The following is a 21673-nucleotide window of genomic DNA, read 5'->3' as shown; positions in this document are numbered from 1 at the left end:
GGAACGTAGTCGCTCTCAGAGGCCCATGGACTTGGCGATGATCGACTTCATGACCTCGCTGGTGCCGCCGTAGATGCGGTTGACCCGGTTGTCCGTGTAGAGGCGGGCGATCGGGTACTCGTTCATGAAGCCGTAGCCGCCGTGCAGCTGGAGGCAGCGGTCGATCACGCGGTGCGCGACCTCGGTGCAGAACAGCTTCGCCGACGCGGCCTCGGCGGGGGTGAGTTCACCGGCGTCCAGGGCCTCGATCGCCCGGTCGCAGACGGCCTCGGCGGCGTCGACCTCGGCCTTGCAGGCGGCCAGTTCGAACTTGGTGTTCTGGAAGGACGCGACGGTCTTGCCGAAGACGGTGCGGTCCTGCGTGTACTGCTGGGCGAAGCGCACGGCGGCGGCGGCCTGCGCGTAGGCGCCGACGGCGATGCCCAGACGCTCCTGCGGGAGGTTCTGGCCGAGGTAGGAGAAGCCCTTGTTCTCCTCGCCCAGCAGGTCGTCGACGGGCACCTTCACGTCCACGAAGGCCAGTTCGGCGGTGTCGGAGACCTTCAGGCCCAGCTTGTCGAGCTTGCGGCCGACCGAGTAGCCCTCGGACTTGGTGTCGACCACCAGGAGCGAGATGCCGTGGCGGCGGTCGTCGGCCTTCGGGGCGTCCGTGCGGGCGCAGACGATGACCTTGTCGGCGTGCACACCACCGGTGATGAAGGTCTTGGCGCCGTTGAGGACGTAGTGCGTGCCGTCCTCGGAGAGCTTGGCGGTGGTCTTCATGCCGGCCAGGTCCGAACCCGTGCCGGGCTCGGTCATCGCTATCGCGTACATCGACTTGCCGGAGACGAAGTCCGGCAGCCAGCGCTTCTTCTGCTCCTCGGTGGCGTACGCCTTGAGGTAGGGCAGGCAGAGCAGGACGTGCACCCCGGAGCCGCCGAAGGAGATGCCCGCGCGGGCGGTCTCCTCGTACAGGATCGCTTCGAACTTGAAGGACTCGATGCCCGCGCCGCCGTACTCCTCGGGCACCTCGATGCCGAAGATGCCCAGCTCGGCCAGCTTGTAGTAGAAGTCGCGGGGCGCCTGGCCCTCGGCGAACCACTCGTCGTAGACGGGGACGACCTCGGCCTCGATGAAGGCGCGGATGGTCTCCCGGAACGCCTCGTGGTCCTCGTTGTAAACCGTACGGCGCACGGGGTGCCTCCTGGTGGCAGCTTCAGTGTCAGCTTCGGTCGCAGTGGCTAAGCGCTTGCTCAGTCCTGGTCAAAAGTTACCCGGCGGTCACGGTGGCTGTCCAGGGTGATGCTCGGCACGCCTCCTCCCCGGTGTGTCCGGTCGCTGAGCGTGGCCGGTCGGAGCGCTCTGTACGCCTCGATGGCGGGCTGTGGCAGGCGGGCGCACAGTGAAATGACGAGCCGGCGGGGACGGCGAGCCTCCCCGCCGCATCAACCCTCTGTGAGGCAGTCATGGCTGAGGAGAACCAGGGCAAGGGCGGACGTGGCACGACGACCATCGCTGACGGTGTCGTGGCCACCATCGCCGGAATCGCCATCCGGGAGACCGAGGGCGTGCATTCGGTCGGCCGGGGCGCGTCGAAGGCCATGGGCGCGGTCAGCGGACTGAGGTCCGGGTCCTCAGGGGCGGGGCGCGCCGTCAAGGTGGAAGTGGGCGAGAAGCAGGCCGCGATCGATGTCGACGTCGAGGTGGAGTACGGCGTCGCGATCCATGAACTGGCCGAGCGGATCAGGACCCAGGCCAAGGGTGCGGTGGAGTCGATGACCGGGCTCCACGTCGTCGAGATCAATATCTACGTCTTCGATGTCCATGTCCCGGACGACGACGATGACGATGACGAAGGGGACCGCGACCGGGCGCCCGCACGCGTGCGGTGAGGGCGCGGTCGCTGCCGGCGGCGTGCGTTGACAGCGGCGTGCGTCGACAGCGACCGCTCAGGCCTGGGCCGTAGGCCGGACGACTATCTCGTTGACGTCGACGTCGGCGGGCTGCTCGATCGCGAACCTGATGGCCCGGGCGACCGCCGCCGGAGGGATGGCGATCTCGTCCATCGACTCACTCATCCGCGCACGCAGTTCCGCGTCCGGCACCGAGCCGATGAAGTCGGTCGCCACGTAGCCCGGCGAGACCATGGAGACGCGGATCGACGGGCCCGCCTCCTGTCGCAGGCCTTCGGTGAGCGTGCGTGCGGCGGCCTTGGACGCCGAGTAGACGGCCATGGTGGGCACCGTCTTGTAGGCGGCGGTCGACAGGGTGTGCACGAACTGACCGCGCCCCTGGGCCCGGAAGACCGGCAGGGCCGCTGCGATGCCGTGGAGCAGCCCCTTGACGTTCACGTCGATCATCGCGTCCCAGTCGTCCACCCGCAGGTCGTCGAGCGGTGATATCGGGCCGGTCCCCGCGTTGCCGACCAGGACGTCCAGTGCGCCGAAGCGCTCGCGGGCGAGCGCCACCAGTCGGGCCGGGTCCTCGCGGCGGGCGACATCGACCGTGGTGAACGCGGTCTCGCACCCCGTGTCCCGCAGCTCGCCGGCCAGGGCCGCGAGCCGCTCCTCCCGGCGGGCGCCGAGCACGAGCTTCGCCCCTCCTTCCGCCAGCAGGCGCGCGGTGGCGGCGCCGATCCCGCTGCTCGCTCCCGTGATCGCCACGACCTTGCCTTCGATTCCGGGCATGTCGAATCTCCGTTCCAGACGCTCTAGACTGCTAAGCGGACATGTGTCCTTTACGGCTTTCACGATAGCGGACACGTGTCCGGATAAGCAATCGGTGCCGAGGGCCCGGAACGGAGAGAACGGATGACGCAGCCACGCCGCCGCGCCACGCGGTCGGACGCACAGGACAACCGTGCGCGGATCATCGATGCCGCGCGCACGCTGTTCACCGAGGCGCCGGAGACGACCCTCCAGTCGATCGCGAAGGCCGTCGGCATCGGGCAGGGCACCATGTACCGGCATTTCGCCAACCGCGAGGCGCTGCTCGTCGCCGTATACCGCGAGGATGTCGAGGCGCTGGTCGACGCCGCTCCGGCTCTGCTCGCCGAGCATGAGCCGCTGGACGCGCTCCGGCTCTGGTTCGACCGGCTCGCCGCGTACGGCAGGATCAAGCACGGCGCGTCCCTGGCCGTCGAGGCCGCCACCCGCGCCGACCTGGGCAACGAGTACTACGCGCCGGTCGTCGCCGCCCTCGACCGGCTGCTGACCGCCTGCAAGGAGGCGGGGGAGCTGCGCCCCGACGCCGACGCCGACGAGGTCCTGCTGCTCGTGTCGTTCCTGTGGAAGGCGGGCGGTCCCGACTGGCAGGAGCGCGCCGCACGCATGCTCACCATCGTCATCGACGGGCTGCGCGCCGGGCGGCCGTGACCCGGGTGGTCCTGACCTGGGCGGCCGTGACCCTGGAGGCCGCGGGGGCGGTGGGTGTCAACGCCAGTGTGCCGAACCGTTCCCCGCCGGAATCGCCGCTTCGGTCTTCGCCCGGATCTGCCGCATCATCTTCACGATCCGCTCCTCGTGCTCAGGCGTCAGCCGGGCGACGGGGACCGAGCAACTGAGCGCGTCCTGAGCCGGGTTGTCGTACCGCAGCGCGAATCCGAAGCCGACGAGCCCGGTGACACCCTCCTCCCGGTCCACCGCGTGACCGCGCGCCCGGATCTCCGCGAGATCGGCCAGCAGGGCTTTCCTGGTCGTGTGGGTGTTCGGCGTCAGTGCCTCGTACGGCCCCTCGGGCAGCTCCTCGTCCGGCCGTTCGGCCAGGAGCGCCTTGCCCAGCGCGCCCACGTGCGCCGGGAGGCGCCGTCCGACCCGGCTGATCGTCCGCAGATACTCGTGCGACTCCCGCGTCGCCAGATACGCCACGTCCCGCCCGTCCAGCCGGCCCATGTGGATCGTCTCGCCCAGCGCCTCGGACGCCTCGTCGAGATACGGCCGCACCGCGCGCAGCCGGGGGTCGGAGTCCAGATAGCTGGTTCCGGTGAGCAGGGCGTGGATGCCGATGCCGTACAGCGAGCCGGTCAGATCCGTGCGGACCCAGCCGCGTGAGACCAGGGTCTGGAGGAGCGCGTACATCGAGCTGCGCGGCACGCCGAGCTCGTCAGCCAACTCCTGGAGCCGCACCGGCCGGTCGCCGCGCGCGGCTAGTACCTCCAGCAGCTCGACGGTGCGTGCCGCGGACTTCACCTCGCGGACGCCGCCCGCCTCTCGCGTTGTGTCTGGCATGCGCCGATCGTAATCGGGCCGGAGAACGGCCGTGCCGACCCATTGACGCACCGAGGTCCAGCTACCTAATCTCCAGCTTCATGCATGGATAACATCTACATGGGGAGATGGCGTGCATCTCGACATCGGCACCGAGGCCGCGGCCGACACGGTGCGACGGCTGCGGGGCGGGATGGCGGACGGGACGGCGGACGGCGTGCTGTCCTTCCCGCTGATCAGGCTGCGCGGGCGCGCCGTCGGACCCGTGCGCGCCCCGCTCACCGGCCCCTCGGACGCCGACCCGGCCGTCCTGAAGAGCGTGCTCAGTACCGGACCCGACCTCGTAGGAGCCTCCCTGTGACCCGCGACCTCACGATCACCGACGTGACGCTGACCCCGATCCTGGTCGCCGATCCGCCGCTACTGAACACCGCGGGCGTGCACCAGCCCTACACCCCGCGGCTGATCGTCGAGGTGGTCACCGCCGACGGGATCACCGGCCTCGGCGAGACCTACGGCGACACCAAGTACCTGGAGCTGGCCCGGCCCCTCGCCCAACAACTGACAGGCCATCAGGTCAGTGACCTCAACGGTCTGTTCACCGCGGCCGACGAGGTCGCCGTCGACGCCGGCCGGGTCACAGGACAGGTCGACGTCGGCGGTCTGCGCGGCGTCCAGACCGCCGACAAGCTGCGCCTGTCCGTCGTCTCCGCCTTCGAGGTCGCCTGCCTCGACGCCCTGGGCAAGGCACTCGGCCTGCCGGTGCACACGCTGCTGGGCGGCAAGGTGCGCGACAGCGTCGAATACAGCGCCTACCTCTTCTACAAGTACGCCGCCCATCCCACCGACACCGACCCCGACGGATGGGGCGCCGCCGTCGACCCCGCAGGGATCGTCGAGCAGGCCCGCACCTTCACCGAGCGCTACGGCTTCACGTCCTTCAAGCTCAAGGGCGGTGTCTTCCCCCCGGACCAGGAGATCGCCGCGGTCAAGGCACTCGCCGCCGCCTTCCCCGGCCACCCGCTGCGGCTCGACCCCAACGGCGCGTGGTCCGTGGAGACCTCACTCAAGGTGGCCGACGAGCTCAGGGACGTCCTCGAATACCTGGAGGACCCGGCGACCGGTGTCCCCGCCATGGCCGAGATCGCCACGAAGTCCGGCGTACCGCTCGCCACCAACATGTGCGTGACGACGTTCGACGAGATCCAGGACGCGTTCACCCGGGGCGCCGTGCAGGTCGTCCTCTCCGACCACCACTACTGGGGAGGCCTGCGCAACACCCAGCAACTGGCCGCCATCTGCCGCACCTTCGGCGTCGGGGTGTCGATGCACTCCAACACCCACCTCGGCATCAGCCTCGCCGCCATGACCCAGGTCGCCGCCACCGTCCCCGACCTCCACCACGCCTGCGACTCCCACTACCCCTGGCAGTCCGAGGACGTCCTCACCGAGCGGCTCACCTTCGAAGGCGGCAGGGTCGCGGTCTCCGACGCCCCCGGTCTCGGCGTCGAACTCGACCGCGACAGGCTCGCGTTCCTCCACCAGCGGTGGCTGGACGACGACGGCGCGTACAAGGACCGCGACGACGCGGCCGCGATGCGCGCCACCGATCCGCAGTGGACCGCCCCGGTCATTCCGCGATGGTGACCTCCGCCCGCCGCCCGTCCCTCACCGTCATCCAGGGACGACCTCCCGGCCGGCCACCGCTGTCACCGTGAGCCGGGCCTCGCGGGTCCGCTGCGATGACGGACCCGTCCCGATCGCGAACTCGCCCGGCTCCAGGGCCCATTCACCGGCACACGTGTACGAGGCCAGGGTCCGGGCGTCCACTGGGAAGGTGACCTCGGTGCCGGCGCCCGGCGCGAGCTCCACCCGGGCGAAGCCGCGCAGTTCACGCACCCGGGGCCACGAGGACCCGCCGAGCACCCGGCGTACGTAGAGCTGGACGGTCTCCGACACCGGCCGGCCGCCCGTGTTGACGACACGGACCGTGCAGCTCAGCGGTGGCGCACCCGCCTCGAAGCGGTCCACCGCTACCGAGGGCAGGGACAGCCGGGGAGCGCCGTACTCGACCGTCGTGTAGGACAGGCCGTGGCCGAACGGATGGCGGGGCGTTGCGGGCTGGTCGACGTAACCCCGGTAGCCGTGGTCCTTGCCGTTGTAGAACACGGGCAGCTGGGCCGCCGAGCGGGGCACCGAGACGGGCAGCCGGCCCCGGGGCTCCGCCGCGCCGAACAGCACGTCCGCGAGGGCCCTTCCGCCCCACGGACCCGGATACCAGGCGCTCAGCACCGCCGCCGCCCTTCCGGTGAGGTCACCCAGGGCGTGCGGCCTGCCCTGGACCAGCACCACGACCACCGGGGTCCCGGTCGCGGCGACCGCGTCCAGCAGGGCCGACTGGCCCTCGGGCAGCCCGATGTCGGCCAGGTCGACGCCCTCGCCGCAGGTCATCTCCACCGGATTGCCCGCGGCGACGACCGCCGCACCGTTGGCGTCGAAACGCGTCCCGGACTCGCGCGCGCTCGACCCGCCGAGCACCAGCACCGCCACATCGGCATCGGATGCCAGCGCCACCGCGTCGGGCAGGCCCGAGAGGTCCCCGCCGATGAGCCCGCAGCCCCGGGCATACGTGACCCGAGTGCCGTCCGGCGCCGCCGCCCGGACACCGGCCAGCATTCCGCTGCCCGTGCCGGGCGGCTGCGGCGCGGTGTAGTCACCGATCTGCTGCGGCACGGAGTCGGCGTTCGGCCCGATGACCGCGACGGTCCCGACGGGTGTCCGGGCGCGCCTCCCCACACGGTGGCCGGCCAGCGGCAGCGTCACCCCGTCGTGGTCGAGGAGCGTGACGGACTCACGGGCGATGCGCTCGCTCAGCCCCTCCAGGCGCGCGGGGTCCGCCTCCCGGTCGCCGGTGTACGGGTGCTCGAAGAGGCCGAGCCGGAACTTCAGCGCCAGGACGCGCCCCACCGCCGTGTCCAGCGTGGACTCGTCGACCAGGCCCCGGCCGACCGCCTCCGCGAGCCGCGGATAGCAGGCGTCCCACAGGCTCAGGTCCGTCCCCGCCCGCAGCGCCAGCGCACCGGCCGCCACCGGATCACCCGCCATCCGCACCAGGCGGTCGATCGCGAGCCCGTCGGCCATCACCAGACCGTCGAACCCCCACTGCTCCCGCAGGACCCCGGTCAGCAGCTGCCGGTTCGCCGCGCACGGCACCCCGTCGAACTCGTTGTACGCGGCCATCAGGCCCGCCGCCCCGGCCCGTACGCCCGCCAGCGCCGCCACGAGATGGATCTCGTGCAGCTCCCTGGCGCCCAGCTCGGTGGCCGCACTGTTGCGGCCGCCGACCGTGGCCCCCTGCCCGGCGAAGTGCTTCAGCACGACAGCGGCCCGGTCCTGGCCGATGCGCTCCCCGGCCGGACCCTGGACCCCGCGCACCAGTGCCTCGGTGAACCGCGCCGCCAGATACGGGTCCTCGCCGAAGCACTCCTCCGCGCGGCCCCAGCGCGGGTCCCGCACCAGATCGAGCGCCGACACCAGCGCCACATGGCCGCCACGCGCCCGCAGCTGCGCGGCGGCGACGGCCGCCGCCTCCTCGTACAGCTCCGGATTCCAGGTCGCGCCGACCGCCAGATTCACCGGCAGCACGGTCCCGTCCAGGGCCTGAATGCCATGCGGCATCTCCTCGACCAGCAGGACGGGGATACCGAGCCTGGTGTTCTCGACGACGTACCGCTGCACGGCGTCCGAGACCCGAGCCCCGTCCTCCGCACCGATCCCCGTCTCCCGCGTGACACCCGACCACGGGTCCGCGCGCTGGAGCCCGTACAGCGCGCCCATCCCGTCCCCGGCGGCCACCTCCGCGCGGAACGCGTCCGTCAGCCGGTGGCCCGACGCTGTCCGCTCGTACGCGTGCCAGCCGTACATCCGCTGGTTGACCTGACCCACCTTCTCGGTGAGCGTCATCCGCGACAGCAGATCACGCACCCGGTCGGCGACGGGCGTCCCGGGGTCGCGGAACAGGGGCTCGGACATGGGGCGGCTCCTCAAGGGGGTCGGGCGGTCAGCGCAGTTCGAGCACGCGCACCCCGTACGGGGCCAGGGTCACGTCCCGCACCGGGGCGCCGCCGGTCAGCTCGCGCAGCTCACCGTCCGCGGAGGGGCGCACCGTCAGCTCATCGGCGGACTGGCTCACCAGCCACACGAACCGCGTACCGTCCTCGCGGACCAGCGTGTCGGCGCTGACGTACGGAGTGGAGACCGTCACCGGCCGGGCCGCACCGGCGAGTTCGGCGAGCGCCGCGTACAGCCGGTGCGTCTGCTCCGGGTTGGCACGGGCCGTACGCGCCGCCATGTGCTCCAGCGGGTACGTGGCCAGGACGGTGCGGCCCGCGCCCGTCTCGTAGCGCAGGAGGGCGGGGCGGCCGTGCGCGTCGGTGGCGACGACCCGTGCGCCGTCGGGGACGACCGGCAGATACACGCGGCTGTCCTCGTTGCCCGCGACCGGGAAGGTCAGCACCTCGCCGGCCGCGATCGAGCCGAAGTCCTCGGTGAACGTCATCTCCAGGACGTCGTCCTCGATCGGCTCGGCGACCCCGTAGGACAGCTGGAGCTCCACCCCGAACAGTCCGTCGAGGTCGTGGAACCACGGCCCGCGCGTCGTCGGGTGCTCACCCGAGCAGAACGACAGATACACCGTCGCCCCCGCCTTCGCCCGCTGCTCCAGCGCACGCCGCGTGCGGGTGGTCAGCTGGCGCGTCGACGGCAGCAGATACAGCGAGGCGTCGTCCGGCAGCCCGTCGGCCTCCCGGGCGAACGCCACCGGCAGGTCCGCGCCGCGCGCCGCGACGTATCCCTGGTGCAGCGAGGTGAAGATCAGCGGACGGTCGGCAGGCCGGCTGTAGGGGTAGCCGCGCTCCAGGAAGGCCGGCACGACGAGAGCCGCGTCCGCGTCGGTGCGACGGCAGCGCGGGAAGTCGACCTGCTCCAGGACCTGCGCGAAGGCGGCCAGTTCGCGCAGTGGCTCCTTGGGGTGCCCGGCGCTGTCCGTGATCCCGAAGTGCATCTCGAAGGGGTGGTGGTCGTACGGTGACTGCTCCCACAGCTCGTCGTAGTCCGTGTTGTTCCAGGCCATCCAGCCCGTGGCCCCCCCGAGCAGCGAGTTGTGCAGGGTCTGCCGGTAGAAGATCCCGGCGTTCGCCGCCGAGACCGTGTCGGTGGACAGCCCGAACTCCTCCAGGACGACCGGCTGACCGGTGACGGCGGCCAGCTCGCACTCGAACGCGGCCCGGTAGTGCTGGCGCGGCCGGTCCGTGTCCGAGCGGTAGACGTGCGGGCCGACGAAGTCGACGTACTCGGCGGTCTCCCGCAGCGAGAAACCGTTGTCGCGGCCCGTCACCTCGATGCCCCAGGCGCCGTCGCCGAGCGACACCGGCTGCGTGCCGCCCGCCGCGCGCACCGCGTCGCACATGAACTGCGCCCAGGCGGTGACGACATCGCTCGACGGCGGGTCGACCTGATAGATCCGGCCGTAGCCCGGCATCTCGTTGGTGATCAGCCAGCCGGTGACCGCCGGGTGGTCCTTGAAGCGACGGGTCATCTGGGAGACGAACCACGCCTGCCGGCCGACCAGCCACACGTCCTCGTACAGATCACGGTCACCGCGCCAGGCCGGGTCCCAGTTCTCCCCGGACATGTGCCCGACGATGAACGTGGGGACCGTGCCCATCCCCAGCTCGTGGTGGGCGTCGAGGAAGTCCCGGAACCGGTCGCAGAGCTCCTCGTCGATCCGGCCGGGCTCCGGGTGGAAGTCGGGCCAGTAGAAGAACGACCGGGTCATGTTGAGGCCGTGCTCCCTGAGCACGGCCAGCTCCTCGCGTACCGTCTTCGGCTCGTAGTTCCGCCACATCAGCGGGCCGCCGGTACGGGACCAGAAGTTGGCCCCGAGCCACGGGAGTACGGCGGAGTCATGGGTGAGCTGGGCGCTGTGGCGTCGCATGGTGGTTCCGGGTCCTCTTCGGTGTGCGGGGGTGGGTGCGGTGCTTCAGATCGGGGCCGGGGCCGGGGCGGGGATCGGGGTCGGGGAGGGCAGCGGTCCGGTCGACTCCCGTACGACCAGCCGGGGGCGGCCGTCGAGCACCGGCGGGGGCACGTCCTCCCCGCAGCCGGCGAGCAGGGTGCGGGCGGCGGCGGCACCGACGCGCTGCACCTGCTGGTCGACGGTGGTGAGCCTGGGGTGGACCCAGCGGCCGAGCGAGAGGTTGTCGTACCCGACCACCGACAGGTCGGCGGGCACCCGGAGCCCGGCGCGCTGCGCCGTGCCGATGCCGCAGACGGCCATGGAGTCGTTGGGGAACACCAGGGCCGTCGGCCTCTCGGGCAGGGCGAGCAGCTCCTCGGTGACATCCACGGCGGCCTGCTCGGTGAAGTCGCTGTGGCGTACGGCGACGGGGCTCAGCCCCGCCCCGGCGAGCGCCTCATCGAAGGCGGTCAACCGCAGCCTGGTGTGCAGCAGTTCGGCAGGGCCCGCGATGTAGGCGACGCGCCGGTGGCCGAGCTCCAGCAGATGGGTCACGGCCTCCCTGACGCCCGCGCCCTGCTGCCCGAGCCCCACCCGGGGTACGGGCGACGCCGCGTCCGGGGCGCCCAGCAGGACGGCGGGCAGACCGAGGCCCCGCAGCAGGGCGGGGCGTGGATCGTCGGCGCGGGCGTCGGTCAGCACGGCGCCGTCGATCCGGCCCTCGGCGACGAGCCGCTCGTACAGCGCGTTCTCCTGGGCCATGTCCGCCACCAGGTGCAGCAGCAGACCGTAGCCGCGCGGGGCGAGCTCGCCCTCCAGGCCGGTTATCAGCTCACTGAAGTGCGGGTCGGAGCCCAGCACATCGGTGGGCCGCCGGACGACCAGCGCGATCGTGCGCGTACGGGCCCGGCGCAGCGCCGTCGCCGACGCACTGGGGGACCAGCCGAGCTCGGTGGCCGCGTCCAGGACCCGGCGGCGGGTGGCCTCCGAGATCCGGCCGGTGCCGTTGACGGCCTGGGAGACGGCCGCGGTGGACACCCCGGCCGCCGCTGCCACGGCCTTGATGGTGGGGCGCACGGCGGTACGCCCTTCGGGGGACCTGTTCACATCTTCACTGCTCCGCTGACGAGGGCCTGCTGCATCCGCTTCTGGAGCACGGTGTAGACCACCCAGACCGGGACCAGGGTCAGCACCGTGCCCGCCGTAAGGATGCCGTAGTCCGTACCCGTCAGGGACTTGAGCGTGGGCAGGGCGACCTGCACGGTCCGCAGGTCGGGATCGGGGCCGATGATGACGAGCGAGTACAGGTACTCGTTCCAGAAGGTCAGGAAGTTCAGCAGGAGGATCGTCGCGATGCCCGGCATGCACATCGGTGTGTAGACGTGCCGCAGGACGGCGAAGGTGGACGCGCCGTCCATGCGCGCCGCCTCCTCCATCTCGCGCGGGATGGTCCGCATGAACTGCACCAGGATGACGACGGAGAGCGGCATCGCCGTGGCCGGCAGGAACAGCACCATGAACGCACGGGTGTGGAAAAGACCCGTCGCGGCGGCGAGCAGGAACGTCGGGAAGAGCGCGGCGAACGTGGGGATCAGGAATCCCAGCGAGAACACCCGCTCGACCAGGGCCCCGAGCCGTCCCTCCGTACGGGCGATGGCGAAGGCCGCCGGTATCGCGAGGGCCAGGGTGAGTACCAGTGCCAGCACCGTCACGAGCATCGAGTTGACGACGGCAGGACCGAGATGGGCCGAGGTGAACGACTCGGTGAAGTTGGCGGTGGACAGGGAGGTGGGGAGCGAGAAGGGGCTCCCGAAGATCTGGTCGTTCGTCTTGAACGCCGAGACCAGGAGGTAGTAGAGGGGGACGACCAGGAGCACCATGTACAGCCAGGCGAAGATGTGCGCCGGCAGCCAGGACCTTCCGAATTTCCCGTACTTCATGGGACCGCTCTTCATGGGACCGCTCCGATTCAGTAGTTCTGGCGGAAGACGCGGCGGATGGTCAGCAGCCCGGCCAGGCCGACCAGGAAGAGGACCACACCGACGGTCTGGCTGTAGCCGAGATCGGCCGCGATGAACGCCTTCTGGTACACGAGGAAGGACAGCGTCGTCGACGAGCTGCCGGGGCCGCCCTGGGTGAGCAGCAGCACGTTCTGCGCGGAGCCGAAGAGGGTCCAGAGGAACTGGAGCATCGTCACGACACCCACGAAGTCCCGGATGACGGGGAAGTGGATGCGCCACATGGCGCGCCAGTGCCCGGCGCCGTCCAGCTGCGCGGCCTCCCCGATCTCGTCCGGGACGCTGCCGAGCCGGGCCGCGAACAGCACGGCGGTGAACCCGATGCCGCTCCACACGTCGAGGAGGATGAGGGAGCCGAGCGCGGTGGAGGGCGACGCGAGCCAGGCGTCGGTCATCGAGCCGAGGCCGACCTTGTCCAGGGCGCCGTTGAGCAGGCCGTCAGGTGAGAGGACCGCGTAGAAGACCATCGCCTTGGCGGGGGTGGAGATCAGCCCGGGTATGAAGAGCAGATAGCGCAGGACACGGTGTCCCGGCGGCTTCTGCGCGACGTAGTACCCGAGCATGTACGCGCCGACGATCATCAGGGGCACGGCCACGACGAGCTGTACGGCGGTGTTGGTCACCGCGTCCCAGAAGACCGGGTCGTCCAGGACGGCGCGGACGTTGCCCGTGCCGGCGAAGGAGACCGGCTGGAGCATCCCGGGCCAGTGCAGGGCGGCGATGACGAAGATGGCGACCAACGGGCCGACCATGAAGACCAGATACCAGACCAGCGCGGGCACGGCGAGGATGACCCCGCCCTGCTTACGGCGCTTCGTGGTGGCGGCGGACCGCGGGGGAGTGACCTGCCCGCGGACCGAGGCGCCGCCCAGGGCGGACGAGAGCATCGTCATTGGAGGACTCGCAAGGGCTCGGGCGCGCGGATCAGGCCGTGCGGTAGGCGGATTCCAGGGCGGAACGCACGGATGCCGCGCTCGTTCCCCGGGTGAAGGCGGTGCTGGTGGCGGTGATCAGGGGCTGGGTCGCGGTCGGCGGGACGTACAGGTCGGGCAGGAGCACCTGGCCGACCCGGTCGCCGAGCTGCTGGGCCTTCGCCACCAGAGGGAAGTCCTTGCTGACCGTGTCGGTCACGAGCGCCATGTCCCGGCCGCTCTCGGTGATGAAGCGCGACACCACGTCGGGGCGGTACATGAAGCGGATGAACTTCTCGACGGAGGACAGCTTCTTGACGCCGTTGGGGCTGATCCAGAAGCCGATGAGGGTGAACGAGCGCAGGATGGTCGGCTTCTCGTGGGAGGCGCCAGGTGCGAGCGGCCATCCCCCGATCTCCGTGTGCCCGGCCGCCTTCGCCGGGACCTTCGCGAGCGCGGAGGACATCGCGGACTGGATGGCCGCGGCCTCCGTGTTGTACTGCGTGGTCATCGTGTCGGAGGTCAGTCCCTGCGCCTTGTCGGCGAAGACCCCGGCGTCCCGCAGCGTCACGAAGTAGTCGATGCCGGCACGTGCTCCCCGGCTGCCGCTGAAGTCACCCGTCGTGTAGACCTGCCGGGCCTCGTCGGGGGTGAGGAAGGTCTGGATGATCTGGGCGAGCAGCTTCTGCCCCGTCCAGTCGTTGCCGCCGACGGTGACGGGTGCGATGCCCTTGGCCCGCAGCTTGCGGGCGGCGCCGATGAGCTGGTCCCCGGTGGTGGGGAGGGAGTCGACGCCGGCCCTTTCGAGGAGGGCGGTGTTGAAAGCGACGGGCCAGTTGGTGGCGAAGTACGGGAAGGCCCGGAGCCTGCCCTTGTCGTCGGTCCACTCCTCCACGGCGGCGGGCAGCACGCGGTCGCGCAGCCCCCAGTCGTCGAGGTGGCCCTTGACGTCGACGGTGGCACCGACGTCGGTCCAGGCCAGCGTCTTGTCGTACAGGTTGACCATGACGACGTCCGGCTCCTTACGGGCCAGCCGAGACGTCTCGTACACCTGGGGGAGGTCGTCGCCGTTGACGAGATTCTTGACCCGGATGCCCGGGTTCTCCTTCTCGAAGGCCTTCACGACGGCGGTGTAGGTGGGGGAGCCCGGCGCGGTGGTTCCGAGCTGGGTGTGGACGAGTAGGGAGCCGGGGTCGGAATCGGCCGAGGCGAGGGTGGAGCAGCCGGACATTGCGGGCAGCGCGGTAGCGGCGGCGAGGCCGGAACCAGCAGCAAGGAAACCGCGCCGACTCAGGGGTGAGCGCACAGCGGGATGTCTCCAACCAGGACGGTAACCGGGGTGGTTAATCGATGTACCAGCAGGTTGCGAGAAACCTAGAGGTGCGCGTCGGAACGGTCAACCCCCGGTTGCACATGCTGGAAGGCTGGACATTTCGGTCAGGGGGTGTGCCGCTGGTCGTGGGTATTGCTCCGAAGATCGTTCTGTTGGAGGCTGAGGCATGCGAAATCAGCCGACCTTCGTCCTGGTCCACGGGGCCTTCGCGAATTCGTTCTCGTTCGCGCCGCTACAGGCCGAGCTCGCCCTGCTCGGTCACCGCTCGGCCGCGGTCGACCTTCCGGGCCACGGCTTCGAGGCGACCTTCCCCGCGCCCTACCAGGCCCCGCAGGACCTGGACGCCCTCGCCGAGGAGCCGGGGAGCATCAGGGGAGTCACGCTCGCGGACAACGTCGCCCGAGTGATCGACGTACTCGAACGGGCCAAGCGGAACGGCCCCACCGTCCTCGTCGCCCACAGCAGGGGCGGCGCCACGACCACCGCCGTCGCCAACGCCCGGCCGGAGCTGATCGACCGGATCGTCTACGTCGCCGCCTGGTGCCCCGTCGATCTGGACGTGGGCGGCTACTACGCCGAGCCGGAGATGGCGGACGTCGACCCGGGAGGCTTCGCCGCCGCGGTTGTCGGGAACCCTGCCGAACTGGGCCTGCTCCGCACCAACTTCCGCACCGCCGACCCGGCGACGCTCGCCGCGTTCAAGCACGCGTTCGCCGCCGACCTCATCGATGACGAGTTCCGGACCTTCCTGAACACCTTCCAGCCCGACGAGAACCTCGACGCCGGCACACCCGCCGACCGGGCGCAGGCCGCGACCTGGGGCCGGATCCCCAGGACCTATGTGCGCCTGGCCGCCGACGCGAGCGTTCCGCCCGCCGTGCAGGACCGCATGATCCGCGAGGCCGACGCGCTCACCCCCGACAACCCCTTCGACGTCCGGACGCTCCCCGGAAGCCACCTGGGCTGGCTGGTACACCCGAAGCCCGCCGCGGAATTGCTGGCGGACCTCGCGGCGAGCTGACGATCCGCCGGGCGACCTGCGGGGGTGGCTCAGAGGGCGAGCAGGTCTCCCTTGACCGCTGAGACGAACGACGTCCAGCTTGTGGCCGGGATGATGAGGGCGGGGCCGTGCGGGGCCTTGGAATCGCGGACGGGGACGCCGGAGGGGTGGCCGTCCAGGACCTCTACGCAGCTGCCGCCTTCGTTGCCGCTGTAGGTGGACTTGCGCCAGCCGGTCAGTGCGGAGGCGTCGGGGAGGGTGCGGTCAGTCACGGTATCCGTAGTCCTTTGCGGTCGACCTCATGAGGGCCAATGACTCCTTGAGCGGCATTGCATCGCCCAGCGCAACATCGTAGGCGCCTTCGAGCCGGTCGACCATGGCCGGGGAATCGTGCACCTTGCCCGCCTGGATACCTTCCGAGTAGGCCACAGGAGGTTGGTCCTCGAAACGCATCAGAGTGAGCATTCCCTGCATGAGCGTGTGGACCCCGAGGCCGAAGGGCAGCACATAGGCGCGCACACGCCTCTTCTCGACCAGACCCACGATGTGCATGATCTGCTCAGCCATGACATCTGGTCCGCCGACTGTGCGACGTAGCACCGCCTCGTCGAGCAGCGCCCAAACCACTGGCTGCACCGGATGGTCGAGGACCTTCGCCCGCTCAAGCCGTGTGACAACGAGCCTGTCACATTCCTCTTCACTCACAGGGGGGAACGATGTGCTCAGGACCGCGCGCGCGTACCGTTCTGTCTGTAGGACGCCGGGGACGAAGGAGAGCCCGAACTCGCGGATCATCGTGGCCTGCTGTTCGAGCAGTAGCGCGGACCCGAAGTAGTCGGCGACGGCCACATCGCTGTCCGGCAGGAAGCTGCTCAGTACATTCCCCGTGTTCAGGGCATTGTCCAGCCGTCGCGCGTCCTCCCTCGAAGGAATGCGACGCCCCGCCTCGATGTGCGCGATGTGCGAACGGGTCATCACTGCCGTGTCGGCCAGCTGCTGCTGGGTCAGTCCCGCAGCCAGGCGCTGCTCCCTGAACCAGTCCCCATAGCTGTTACTCAACGTCAACTCCCATGTGACGACGCATCTGTCACCCAGTGCCCCCTGGCGAGCCTAGACCGGCCCGTCGCACTCTGTGAGTGGATCGCTACCCACCTCACCCCGACGGAGTTGACGACATGCCGCACCGCACCACTTACGGGATCGGAACCAGCCCCCGCCCGGCACGGCTTCTGCCGTGGACCGGCCCGGAGGGCAAGCCCTGTTATGTCATCGGGGACGGCACGGGTTACGTCTCCCGGATCGCGGACAACGTCGAGAGCGTCCGGCTCGGGATGGCTGTCGAACTGCTCGACCACGCAGCCGACATGCTCGACGACCGCCAGGTCACCTCGGCCCAACTCCGCTACGTCGTGGCCCGCCTGGCCGAGTCGCTGCGCGACGTGCACCGGATCGCGGAGAGCCGGGGTACGCGCCTGCGCGCCGCGCCGTGGTGACCGTGGGCTTGAGTGTTCGGGGTGCGTCCGGTGGGTGGGACCGGGCGGCCCATGGTGTGGCGCCGGCGCGCTACACAGGTTCGTCAGAGCCGCGGGTGAACGCGCGGGCCGAGCGGACCGAAGGGGAGTGGACGCCATGAGTGGTGTCGAAGATCGAGTGGCTGTGCTCGACCAGCTGTACCGGTTGCAGGCCGCCATCGACGCCCGGGACTGGGACGGTATTCGGAACACCTTCACCGCCGGCGGGACCGGGTACGGAAGGACGGGGACCGACGCGATCCTGACCGTCATGCAGGACCATCTCGGTGGCTGCGGTCCGACCCAGCACCTGCTCGGCAACACGAGGGTGGTCATCGAGGGCGACCGCGCGCAGAGTCTCAGCTACGCGCGGATCCACCACGTGGGGATCGGCAGCATGCGGGGCAAGTCCTTCGAGTGCATGGGCGAGTACGACGACCGGTGGGTGCGTACGGAGTCCGGCTGGCGGCTGAACCATCGGGACTTCGACATGAGGATCCGGATCGGCGACTTCGGGGTGCTCCGGGCGGCTGACGATCCGGTCTGCTGACAGGCCGTGGGGCATGCGGCTGTACCGATGGCCCCCGCCGCGGACGCTGACGCGGCGGGGGCCATACGCCGGAGACAGGTGGAGGGGGAGCCGTTCGGATCCTGGCCGTCACTGCGGCCCCGAACGACCCCCCCTTGCCGGGTGACCGGTCGGGTCAGGCGCCGGACGGACTTTCCGTGGTGGACACCTGGTCGGAGTAGACCAGGACGTTCTTGTGGCTGTACTGGATGGTGTACATCTTCTTCGCGCCGACGACGACCTTGCCGCTGGAGGGCAGGAAGTCATCCGTCGGGGCGGGAGCCGACGCGGCCACGTAGGCCTGCTCGGCCGGGACGGAGTACATGCTCAGCGGGGCCTGGGTCGACGGCGAGGAATCGGCGGGGTACTCGTCCGCGTCCGGGTAGTTGGTGCCGTACACCTCCAGTGCCTTGTCACCCGAGGGGCTCACGATGGTGGCGTCGGGGGCGGGGACGGTGTTGGCGCCGTCCGGGTTGTTGAACCACAGCTTGCTGCCGCTGAACCAGATGGCGGTCCAGTCACCCTTGCGGTCGGCGACGACGAACTGCTGGCCGGCCTGGGCCGTGGCCCCCCAGTCGCTGATCCGGTCGGTACCGGTGCCGTTGTCCGGGTGAATCGTCTGCTCGCCGAACAGCGGCGCGTCGGCCTTGGGTTCGGTGCGCAGCCGGACGAAGTTCGACGCCTGCTTCACGGTGCCGCACTCCTCGGTGGCGCCGCTGCCGTCGTCCTGCGCGCAGACCTCCATGGTCTGCTCGTTGTCGGTGAAGCCCGGCGCGATCGTCACGGCGGAACCGACCTCGCCGACGCCGTGCTCCCCGTCGACCGGGGCGCCGACCAGGTCCATGAAGCGCTCCCAGTCCCAGGACGGTCCCGGATCCCAGTGCTGGTCGTTCACGAAGTCGTCAGCGGGAGCGGGCACGTTGTCGTGGCCGACGATGTGCTGCCGGTCCAGCGGGATGTCGTACTGCTTGGCCAGGTACTTCACCAGCTCCGCGCTCGACCGGTACTGCGATTCGGTGTACCACGTGGCACCGTGCGCGGCGTAGCCCTCGTTCTCGATGCCGATCGAGTGCAGGTTGGTGGAGTAGTTGCCGGCGTGGAAGCCCAGGTTCTTGGTGGGGACCATCTGGGTCACCGCGCCGTCCGAGGACCGCACCACGTAGTGGGCGGAGGTGCCGCTCGCCGGGTCCTGGAAGGTGGCGATGGCGGACTCGTAGGGCGACTCGGTGTCGTGGATGACGATCCGGTCGATCGGGGCGCCGTTCGCGGGCCGGTTCGAGGCCTGTCCGTTGCCGGCGGCGGCCGGGACGTACGTGCAGTCCAGGGTGGCCGGGCACTCGGTGTCCGCTGTCGCGGCAGCGGACAGCTTGAGCTTGTCCACCTGGGAGGTGACCGGTTCTGCCCCGTTGTCCGCGGCGAGGCGCATCTTCTGTCCGTCGGACGTCTTGCGGGCGACGCCCTTCTTCAGTGTCGCGAACACGCGGTCGGCGAACGCGGTCGCCCCCTGACGCTCCGGGGACCGGCTGTAGCGGGCGACCGCTCCGTACCAGTCGCCGGGGTCGTCGGAGGTCTTGCTGTTCAGCTCCTTCTGGTACGAGGCCAGCAGCGCCGCGCCACCGCGGACGTTCGCCGAGGCACTGGTACGCAGTTCGTCGGCCGGAAGCCCCGTCAGTCGCGCCGCGGTCTGGAGCGTGTGCTTGGCCTCGCCCTTGGCGAGTTTCTCGGCCTCCGCGCGTCCGGCGGTGCCCGCGGCACCGCCGTCGATCATCTCCGGGGTGACGTCGGTCAGATGCATCGGCCCGTAGCCGCCCGAGGCGCTGTGCTGCCCCTGGTGGGTGTCCCAGGCCGACTGCTGGTAGGCGACCGCCATCAGCACGTCCTGGGGCACGTCGTACTCGGCGGCCGCGGCCTCGAAGTCCCGCTGCAGCGCGGTGTTCGCGGGGGCGTCGCCCTGCGTCGCCTGGGCCACCACAGGTATGGCGATGGCTCCGGCCACCACCACGGCTGCGGCGGATATCGCGACGGGGTGCCGCAGCAGCGCCCGCTTCCGGTGCGTTTGGGTGTCTCTTGTCATCAGCTTCCAACTATGTGTGGGAGGAATTACTCAGCCGTACGCACGGTGCTACCGGCCCGGTCTCAAGTCCCGTGGTCGGCAAGCGCCATGACGGCCGATCATATGTTTTCATATGTATCTCTCACGCATGTTGGCGAGGTACGCGACGAGCGTGTCGGCACTGACCGCGACCCTCCGCCTTGCGATCGCACGCACCAGACGCCGCCGGGCCCGCCCTTCGGGCGGACGGCGCTACTTTCGAAACGCGCCCTAGCGGGGCAGACCCGGCCGTGAGACGGGTGAGCCGTCCCGGTCTCCGCGGGTCTGGGCCGGCAGGCCGCCGGGTGGCGTCCACGTGTAGGCGTCCGGGGTGAAGTCACGCAGGCGCTTGAGGAGCTTGCCGGTCGACCAGGGCCAGCTGAACGTGTTGATGCCCGGCCGGCCGAAGTAGTAGCCGGAGTCGGCGGTGCTGTAGACGGTGGTTCGAAGGGCCTTCTGCACCGCCCTGTGGTGCGCCTCCTCGACGTCGGGCCTGACGTCCAGCGCGGCGAGTTTCCTGGTCCGCAGGTGGGTGAGGGCGGCGGCGACGTAGCTCAACTGGGCCTCCAGGACGGTCGGAACCGCGGTGGTGCCGCTGAGCAGGTTCGGGCCGATGAGGAGGAAGAGGTTGGGGAATCCGCTGACGCTGGTGCCCAGGTAGGCCCGACGGCCCTCGGCCCAGGCCGGGGTCCCGGCCAGCGTGGTGCCGTCGCTGCCGTGCAGCCGGTCGGCCAGGGGGATCTCGCCGACGTGGTAGCCGGTGGCCAGGACGATGACGTCGGCGCGTGTACGGGTGCCGTCGGCCCCGACGACCTCGGAGCCCTCCACGGCCGCCGCCCGAGTCGGATGCAGCCGCACATTGGGCCGGGTCAGGGCCGGGTAGTACGTGTCGGAGGTGATCAGGCGGCGGGCCCCGAGGCGGTAGTCGGGGCTGAGCGCCCGGCGCAGCTCCCGGTCCGGGACGGAGGCGCGCAGATGGTGGCGTGCCATGGCCTCCAGGGGCCGCAACAGGCGCGGGTGACGCAGGGGTACGGCGATGGCTTCCTGGGTCCGGTGCTGCACACCGCGCACCGCCCTGCGGGCGGCCGGATGGCGTTCGAGGAAGCGGTGGAAACCGTCCGGGAACGCGAAGTCGGGCTTGGGCAGCACCCACTGGGGTGTGCCCTGGAAGACATCGACGTGTGCGGCCTCCGGCTGGATCTCGGGCAGGAACTGCACGGTGGACGCCCCGGTGCCGACCACCGAGACGCGACGCCCCGTCAGGTCGGTGTCATGGTTCCAGCGGGCGGAGTGGAAGGAGACACCGGGAAAGGCGTCGAGGCCGGGGAGTTCGGGGTCGCGCGGCCGGTGCCAGGGCCCGGTGGCGACGATCAGGGCGCGGGCGGCGTACGTACCCTGCGTGGTCTCCAGCTCCCAGCGGCGCGCGTCCGCCTCCCAACGCGCGCTCAGCACTTCGGTGTCGTAGCGGATGGCCTCGTCCACGCCTTGCGTGGCGGCGGTGGTTTCGAGATAGCCGAGGATCTCGGACCGGCCGGCGAAGCAGCGGGACCAGGGGTGAGGGGCGAAGGAGTACTCGTACAGCATCGACGGCACATCGCACCCGCACCCGGGATACGTGTTGTCGCGCCAAGTCCCTCCGAGGCGCCCGGACTTCTCCAGTACGACGACGTTCTCGACCCCGGCCCGGCGCAGTGCGACCACGGCGGCCACCCCGCTGAGGCCGGCCCCGATGACGACGACCTCCGTTTCCTGACGACTGTCGTTACCTACCCCGGTCACGGCCGCTCCCCACTTGCCTCGCGAGCAACCCGGGCACAGTGCCGGACCGCACGTCGTTGGTCACTCGGAGTGTCCGACGGTAGTGCTTTCCGTGATCGGAAGGGTGGTTTTCTGAAGCGAAAGCACCATATGGGTGGGCAGGAGCGGGAGGTGGCGCCTCTCCGCCTGCAACGCAAAGGCCTCCGGTCGCCGAGGGGCCTGGTGGTCCGCGTCGGTCTCGGAGGTCTCTGCCGTGCCGGGGTCTTCGGTCACAGGCCACGT

Annotated in this window: 19 protein-coding genes and 1 pseudogene; 7 read left to right on the top strand and 13 right to left on the bottom strand. The window is 70.4% G+C overall.

What is annotated here, in order from left to right; genetic code table 11:
- Window positions 1–15: 15 nt before the first annotated feature.
- Window positions 16–1173: an acyl-CoA dehydrogenase family protein gene (locus AB0C75_RS00730; protein WP_358969484.1), complete on the bottom strand. Its 1158-nt coding sequence runs from the start codon at window positions 1171–1173 to the stop codon at window positions 16–18.
- 272 nt (window positions 1174–1445) lie between these two features.
- On the opposite strand from AB0C75_RS00730, the gene AB0C75_RS00725 reads away from it, so the two are divergent.
- A complete protein-coding gene (locus AB0C75_RS00725; RefSeq protein WP_362885693.1) occupies window positions 1446–1871 on the top strand; it encodes an Asp23/Gls24 family envelope stress response protein in 426 nt (141 codons plus the stop codon).
- A gap of 57 nt (window positions 1872–1928) precedes the next feature.
- Here the strand turns inward: AB0C75_RS00725 and AB0C75_RS00720 are convergent, their stop codons facing one another.
- The gene (locus AB0C75_RS00720; RefSeq protein ID WP_362885691.1) at window positions 1929–2666 is read right to left on the bottom strand and encodes an SDR family oxidoreductase; all 738 of its coding nucleotides are present in this window, start codon (window positions 2664–2666) and stop codon (window positions 1929–1931) included.
- 123 nt (window positions 2667–2789) lie between these two features.
- On the opposite strand from AB0C75_RS00720, the gene AB0C75_RS00715 reads away from it, so the two are divergent.
- Window positions 2790–3353: a TetR family transcriptional regulator gene (locus tag AB0C75_RS00715; protein ID WP_362885689.1), complete on the top strand. Its 564-nt coding sequence runs from the start codon at window positions 2790–2792 to the stop codon at window positions 3351–3353.
- A gap of 57 nt (window positions 3354–3410) precedes the next feature.
- Here the strand turns inward: AB0C75_RS00715 and AB0C75_RS00710 are convergent, their stop codons facing one another.
- Window positions 3411–4205 carry an IclR family transcriptional regulator gene (locus tag AB0C75_RS00710; RefSeq protein WP_362885687.1) on the bottom strand — a complete coding sequence of 265 codons (795 nt, stop codon included), beginning with the start codon at window positions 4203–4205 and terminating at the stop codon, window positions 3411–3413.
- 217 nt (window positions 4206–4422) lie between these two features.
- Between AB0C75_RS00710 and AB0C75_RS00705 the strand changes: the two are divergent.
- A pseudogene (locus tag AB0C75_RS00705) lies at window positions 4423–4545 on the top strand (5-dehydro-4-deoxyglucarate dehydratase); the annotation flags it as partial.
- A complete protein-coding gene (locus AB0C75_RS00700; RefSeq protein WP_362885686.1) occupies window positions 4542–5831 on the top strand; it encodes a glucarate dehydratase family protein in 1290 nt (429 codons plus the stop codon). The pseudogene AB0C75_RS00705 and the gene AB0C75_RS00700, both read left to right, overlap by 4 nt.
- 27 nt (window positions 5832–5858) lie before the next feature.
- On the opposite strand, the gene AB0C75_RS00695 is transcribed toward AB0C75_RS00700, so the two are convergent.
- From AB0C75_RS00695 to AB0C75_RS00670, 6 genes are read right to left on the bottom strand one after another with little or no spacing between them, the layout of a single operon-like run.
- Window positions 5859–8216 (bottom strand): glycoside hydrolase family 3 N-terminal domain-containing protein, encoded by a 2358-nt coding sequence (locus AB0C75_RS00695; protein WP_362885684.1) that lies wholly within the window; start codon window positions 8214–8216, stop codon window positions 5859–5861.
- Between the two features lie 28 nt (window positions 8217–8244).
- A complete protein-coding gene (locus tag AB0C75_RS00690; protein ID WP_362885682.1) occupies window positions 8245–10179 on the bottom strand; it encodes a cellulase family glycosylhydrolase in 1935 nt (644 codons plus the stop codon).
- 45 nt (window positions 10180–10224) lie between these two features.
- Complete coding sequence (locus AB0C75_RS00685; RefSeq protein WP_362885680.1) at window positions 10225–11307, bottom strand: LacI family DNA-binding transcriptional regulator; 1083 nt, start codon at window positions 11305–11307, stop codon at window positions 10225–10227.
- Complete coding sequence (locus tag AB0C75_RS00680; RefSeq protein WP_362885678.1) at window positions 11304–12140, bottom strand: carbohydrate ABC transporter permease; 837 nt, start codon at window positions 12138–12140, stop codon at window positions 11304–11306. The genes AB0C75_RS00685 and AB0C75_RS00680 overlap by 4 nt, the downstream gene beginning before the upstream one ends.
- Before the next feature lie 29 nt (window positions 12141–12169).
- Entirely contained in the window at window positions 12170–13111 is a 942-nt protein-coding gene (locus AB0C75_RS00675) for a sugar ABC transporter permease (protein ID WP_362885676.1), read from the bottom strand.
- A gap of 31 nt (window positions 13112–13142) precedes the next feature.
- The gene (locus AB0C75_RS00670) at window positions 13143–14435 is read right to left on the bottom strand and encodes an ABC transporter substrate-binding protein (RefSeq protein ID WP_362885674.1); all 1293 of its coding nucleotides are present in this window, start codon (window positions 14433–14435) and stop codon (window positions 13143–13145) included.
- 193 nt (window positions 14436–14628) lie between these two features.
- Here AB0C75_RS00670 and AB0C75_RS00665 point away from each other — a divergent pair, with 193 nt between their 5' ends.
- On the top strand, window positions 14629–15483 hold the full coding sequence (locus AB0C75_RS00665; protein ID WP_362885672.1) for an alpha/beta fold hydrolase: 855 nt from the start codon (window positions 14629–14631) through the stop codon (window positions 15481–15483).
- Window positions 15484–15512: 29 nt separating this feature from the next.
- On the opposite strand, the gene AB0C75_RS00660 is transcribed toward AB0C75_RS00665, so the two are convergent.
- On the bottom strand, window positions 15513–15734 hold the full coding sequence (locus AB0C75_RS00660; protein ID WP_362885670.1) for a DUF397 domain-containing protein: 222 nt from the start codon (window positions 15732–15734) through the stop codon (window positions 15513–15515).
- Entirely contained in the window at window positions 15727–16521 is a 795-nt protein-coding gene (locus AB0C75_RS00655; protein WP_362885668.1) for a helix-turn-helix transcriptional regulator, read from the bottom strand. Before AB0C75_RS00655 ends, AB0C75_RS00660 begins: the two co-directional genes overlap by 8 nt.
- 116 nt (window positions 16522–16637) lie before the next feature.
- Here AB0C75_RS00655 and AB0C75_RS00650 point away from each other — a divergent pair, with 116 nt between their 5' ends.
- Together AB0C75_RS00650 and AB0C75_RS00645 are read left to right on the top strand one after the other, a co-directional pair.
- Complete coding sequence (locus tag AB0C75_RS00650) at window positions 16638–16955, top strand: hypothetical protein (protein WP_362885666.1); 318 nt, start codon at window positions 16638–16640, stop codon at window positions 16953–16955.
- Between the two features lie 136 nt (window positions 16956–17091).
- A complete protein-coding gene (locus AB0C75_RS00645; RefSeq protein ID WP_362885664.1) occupies window positions 17092–17523 on the top strand; it encodes a nuclear transport factor 2 family protein in 432 nt (143 codons plus the stop codon).
- Between the two features lie 154 nt (window positions 17524–17677).
- Here the strand turns inward: AB0C75_RS00645 and AB0C75_RS00640 are convergent, their stop codons facing one another.
- Both AB0C75_RS00640 and AB0C75_RS00635 read right to left on the bottom strand, forming a co-directional pair.
- The gene (locus AB0C75_RS00640) at window positions 17678–19615 is read right to left on the bottom strand and encodes an N-acetylmuramoyl-L-alanine amidase (protein ID WP_362885662.1); all 1938 of its coding nucleotides are present in this window, start codon (window positions 19613–19615) and stop codon (window positions 17678–17680) included.
- A 249-nt stretch (window positions 19616–19864) separates the two neighbouring features.
- Window positions 19865–21412: an NAD(P)/FAD-dependent oxidoreductase gene (locus AB0C75_RS00635; protein WP_362885660.1), complete on the bottom strand. Its 1548-nt coding sequence runs from the start codon at window positions 21410–21412 to the stop codon at window positions 19865–19867.
- Between the last annotated feature and the right edge of the window lie 261 nt (window positions 21413–21673).

This window comes from Streptomyces sp. NPDC048565, from assembly GCF_040650935.1.
Lineage (GTDB): Bacteria > Actinomycetota > Actinomycetes > Streptomycetales > Streptomycetaceae > Streptomyces.
This window is presented reverse-complemented; position numbering and strand designations above follow the sequence as displayed.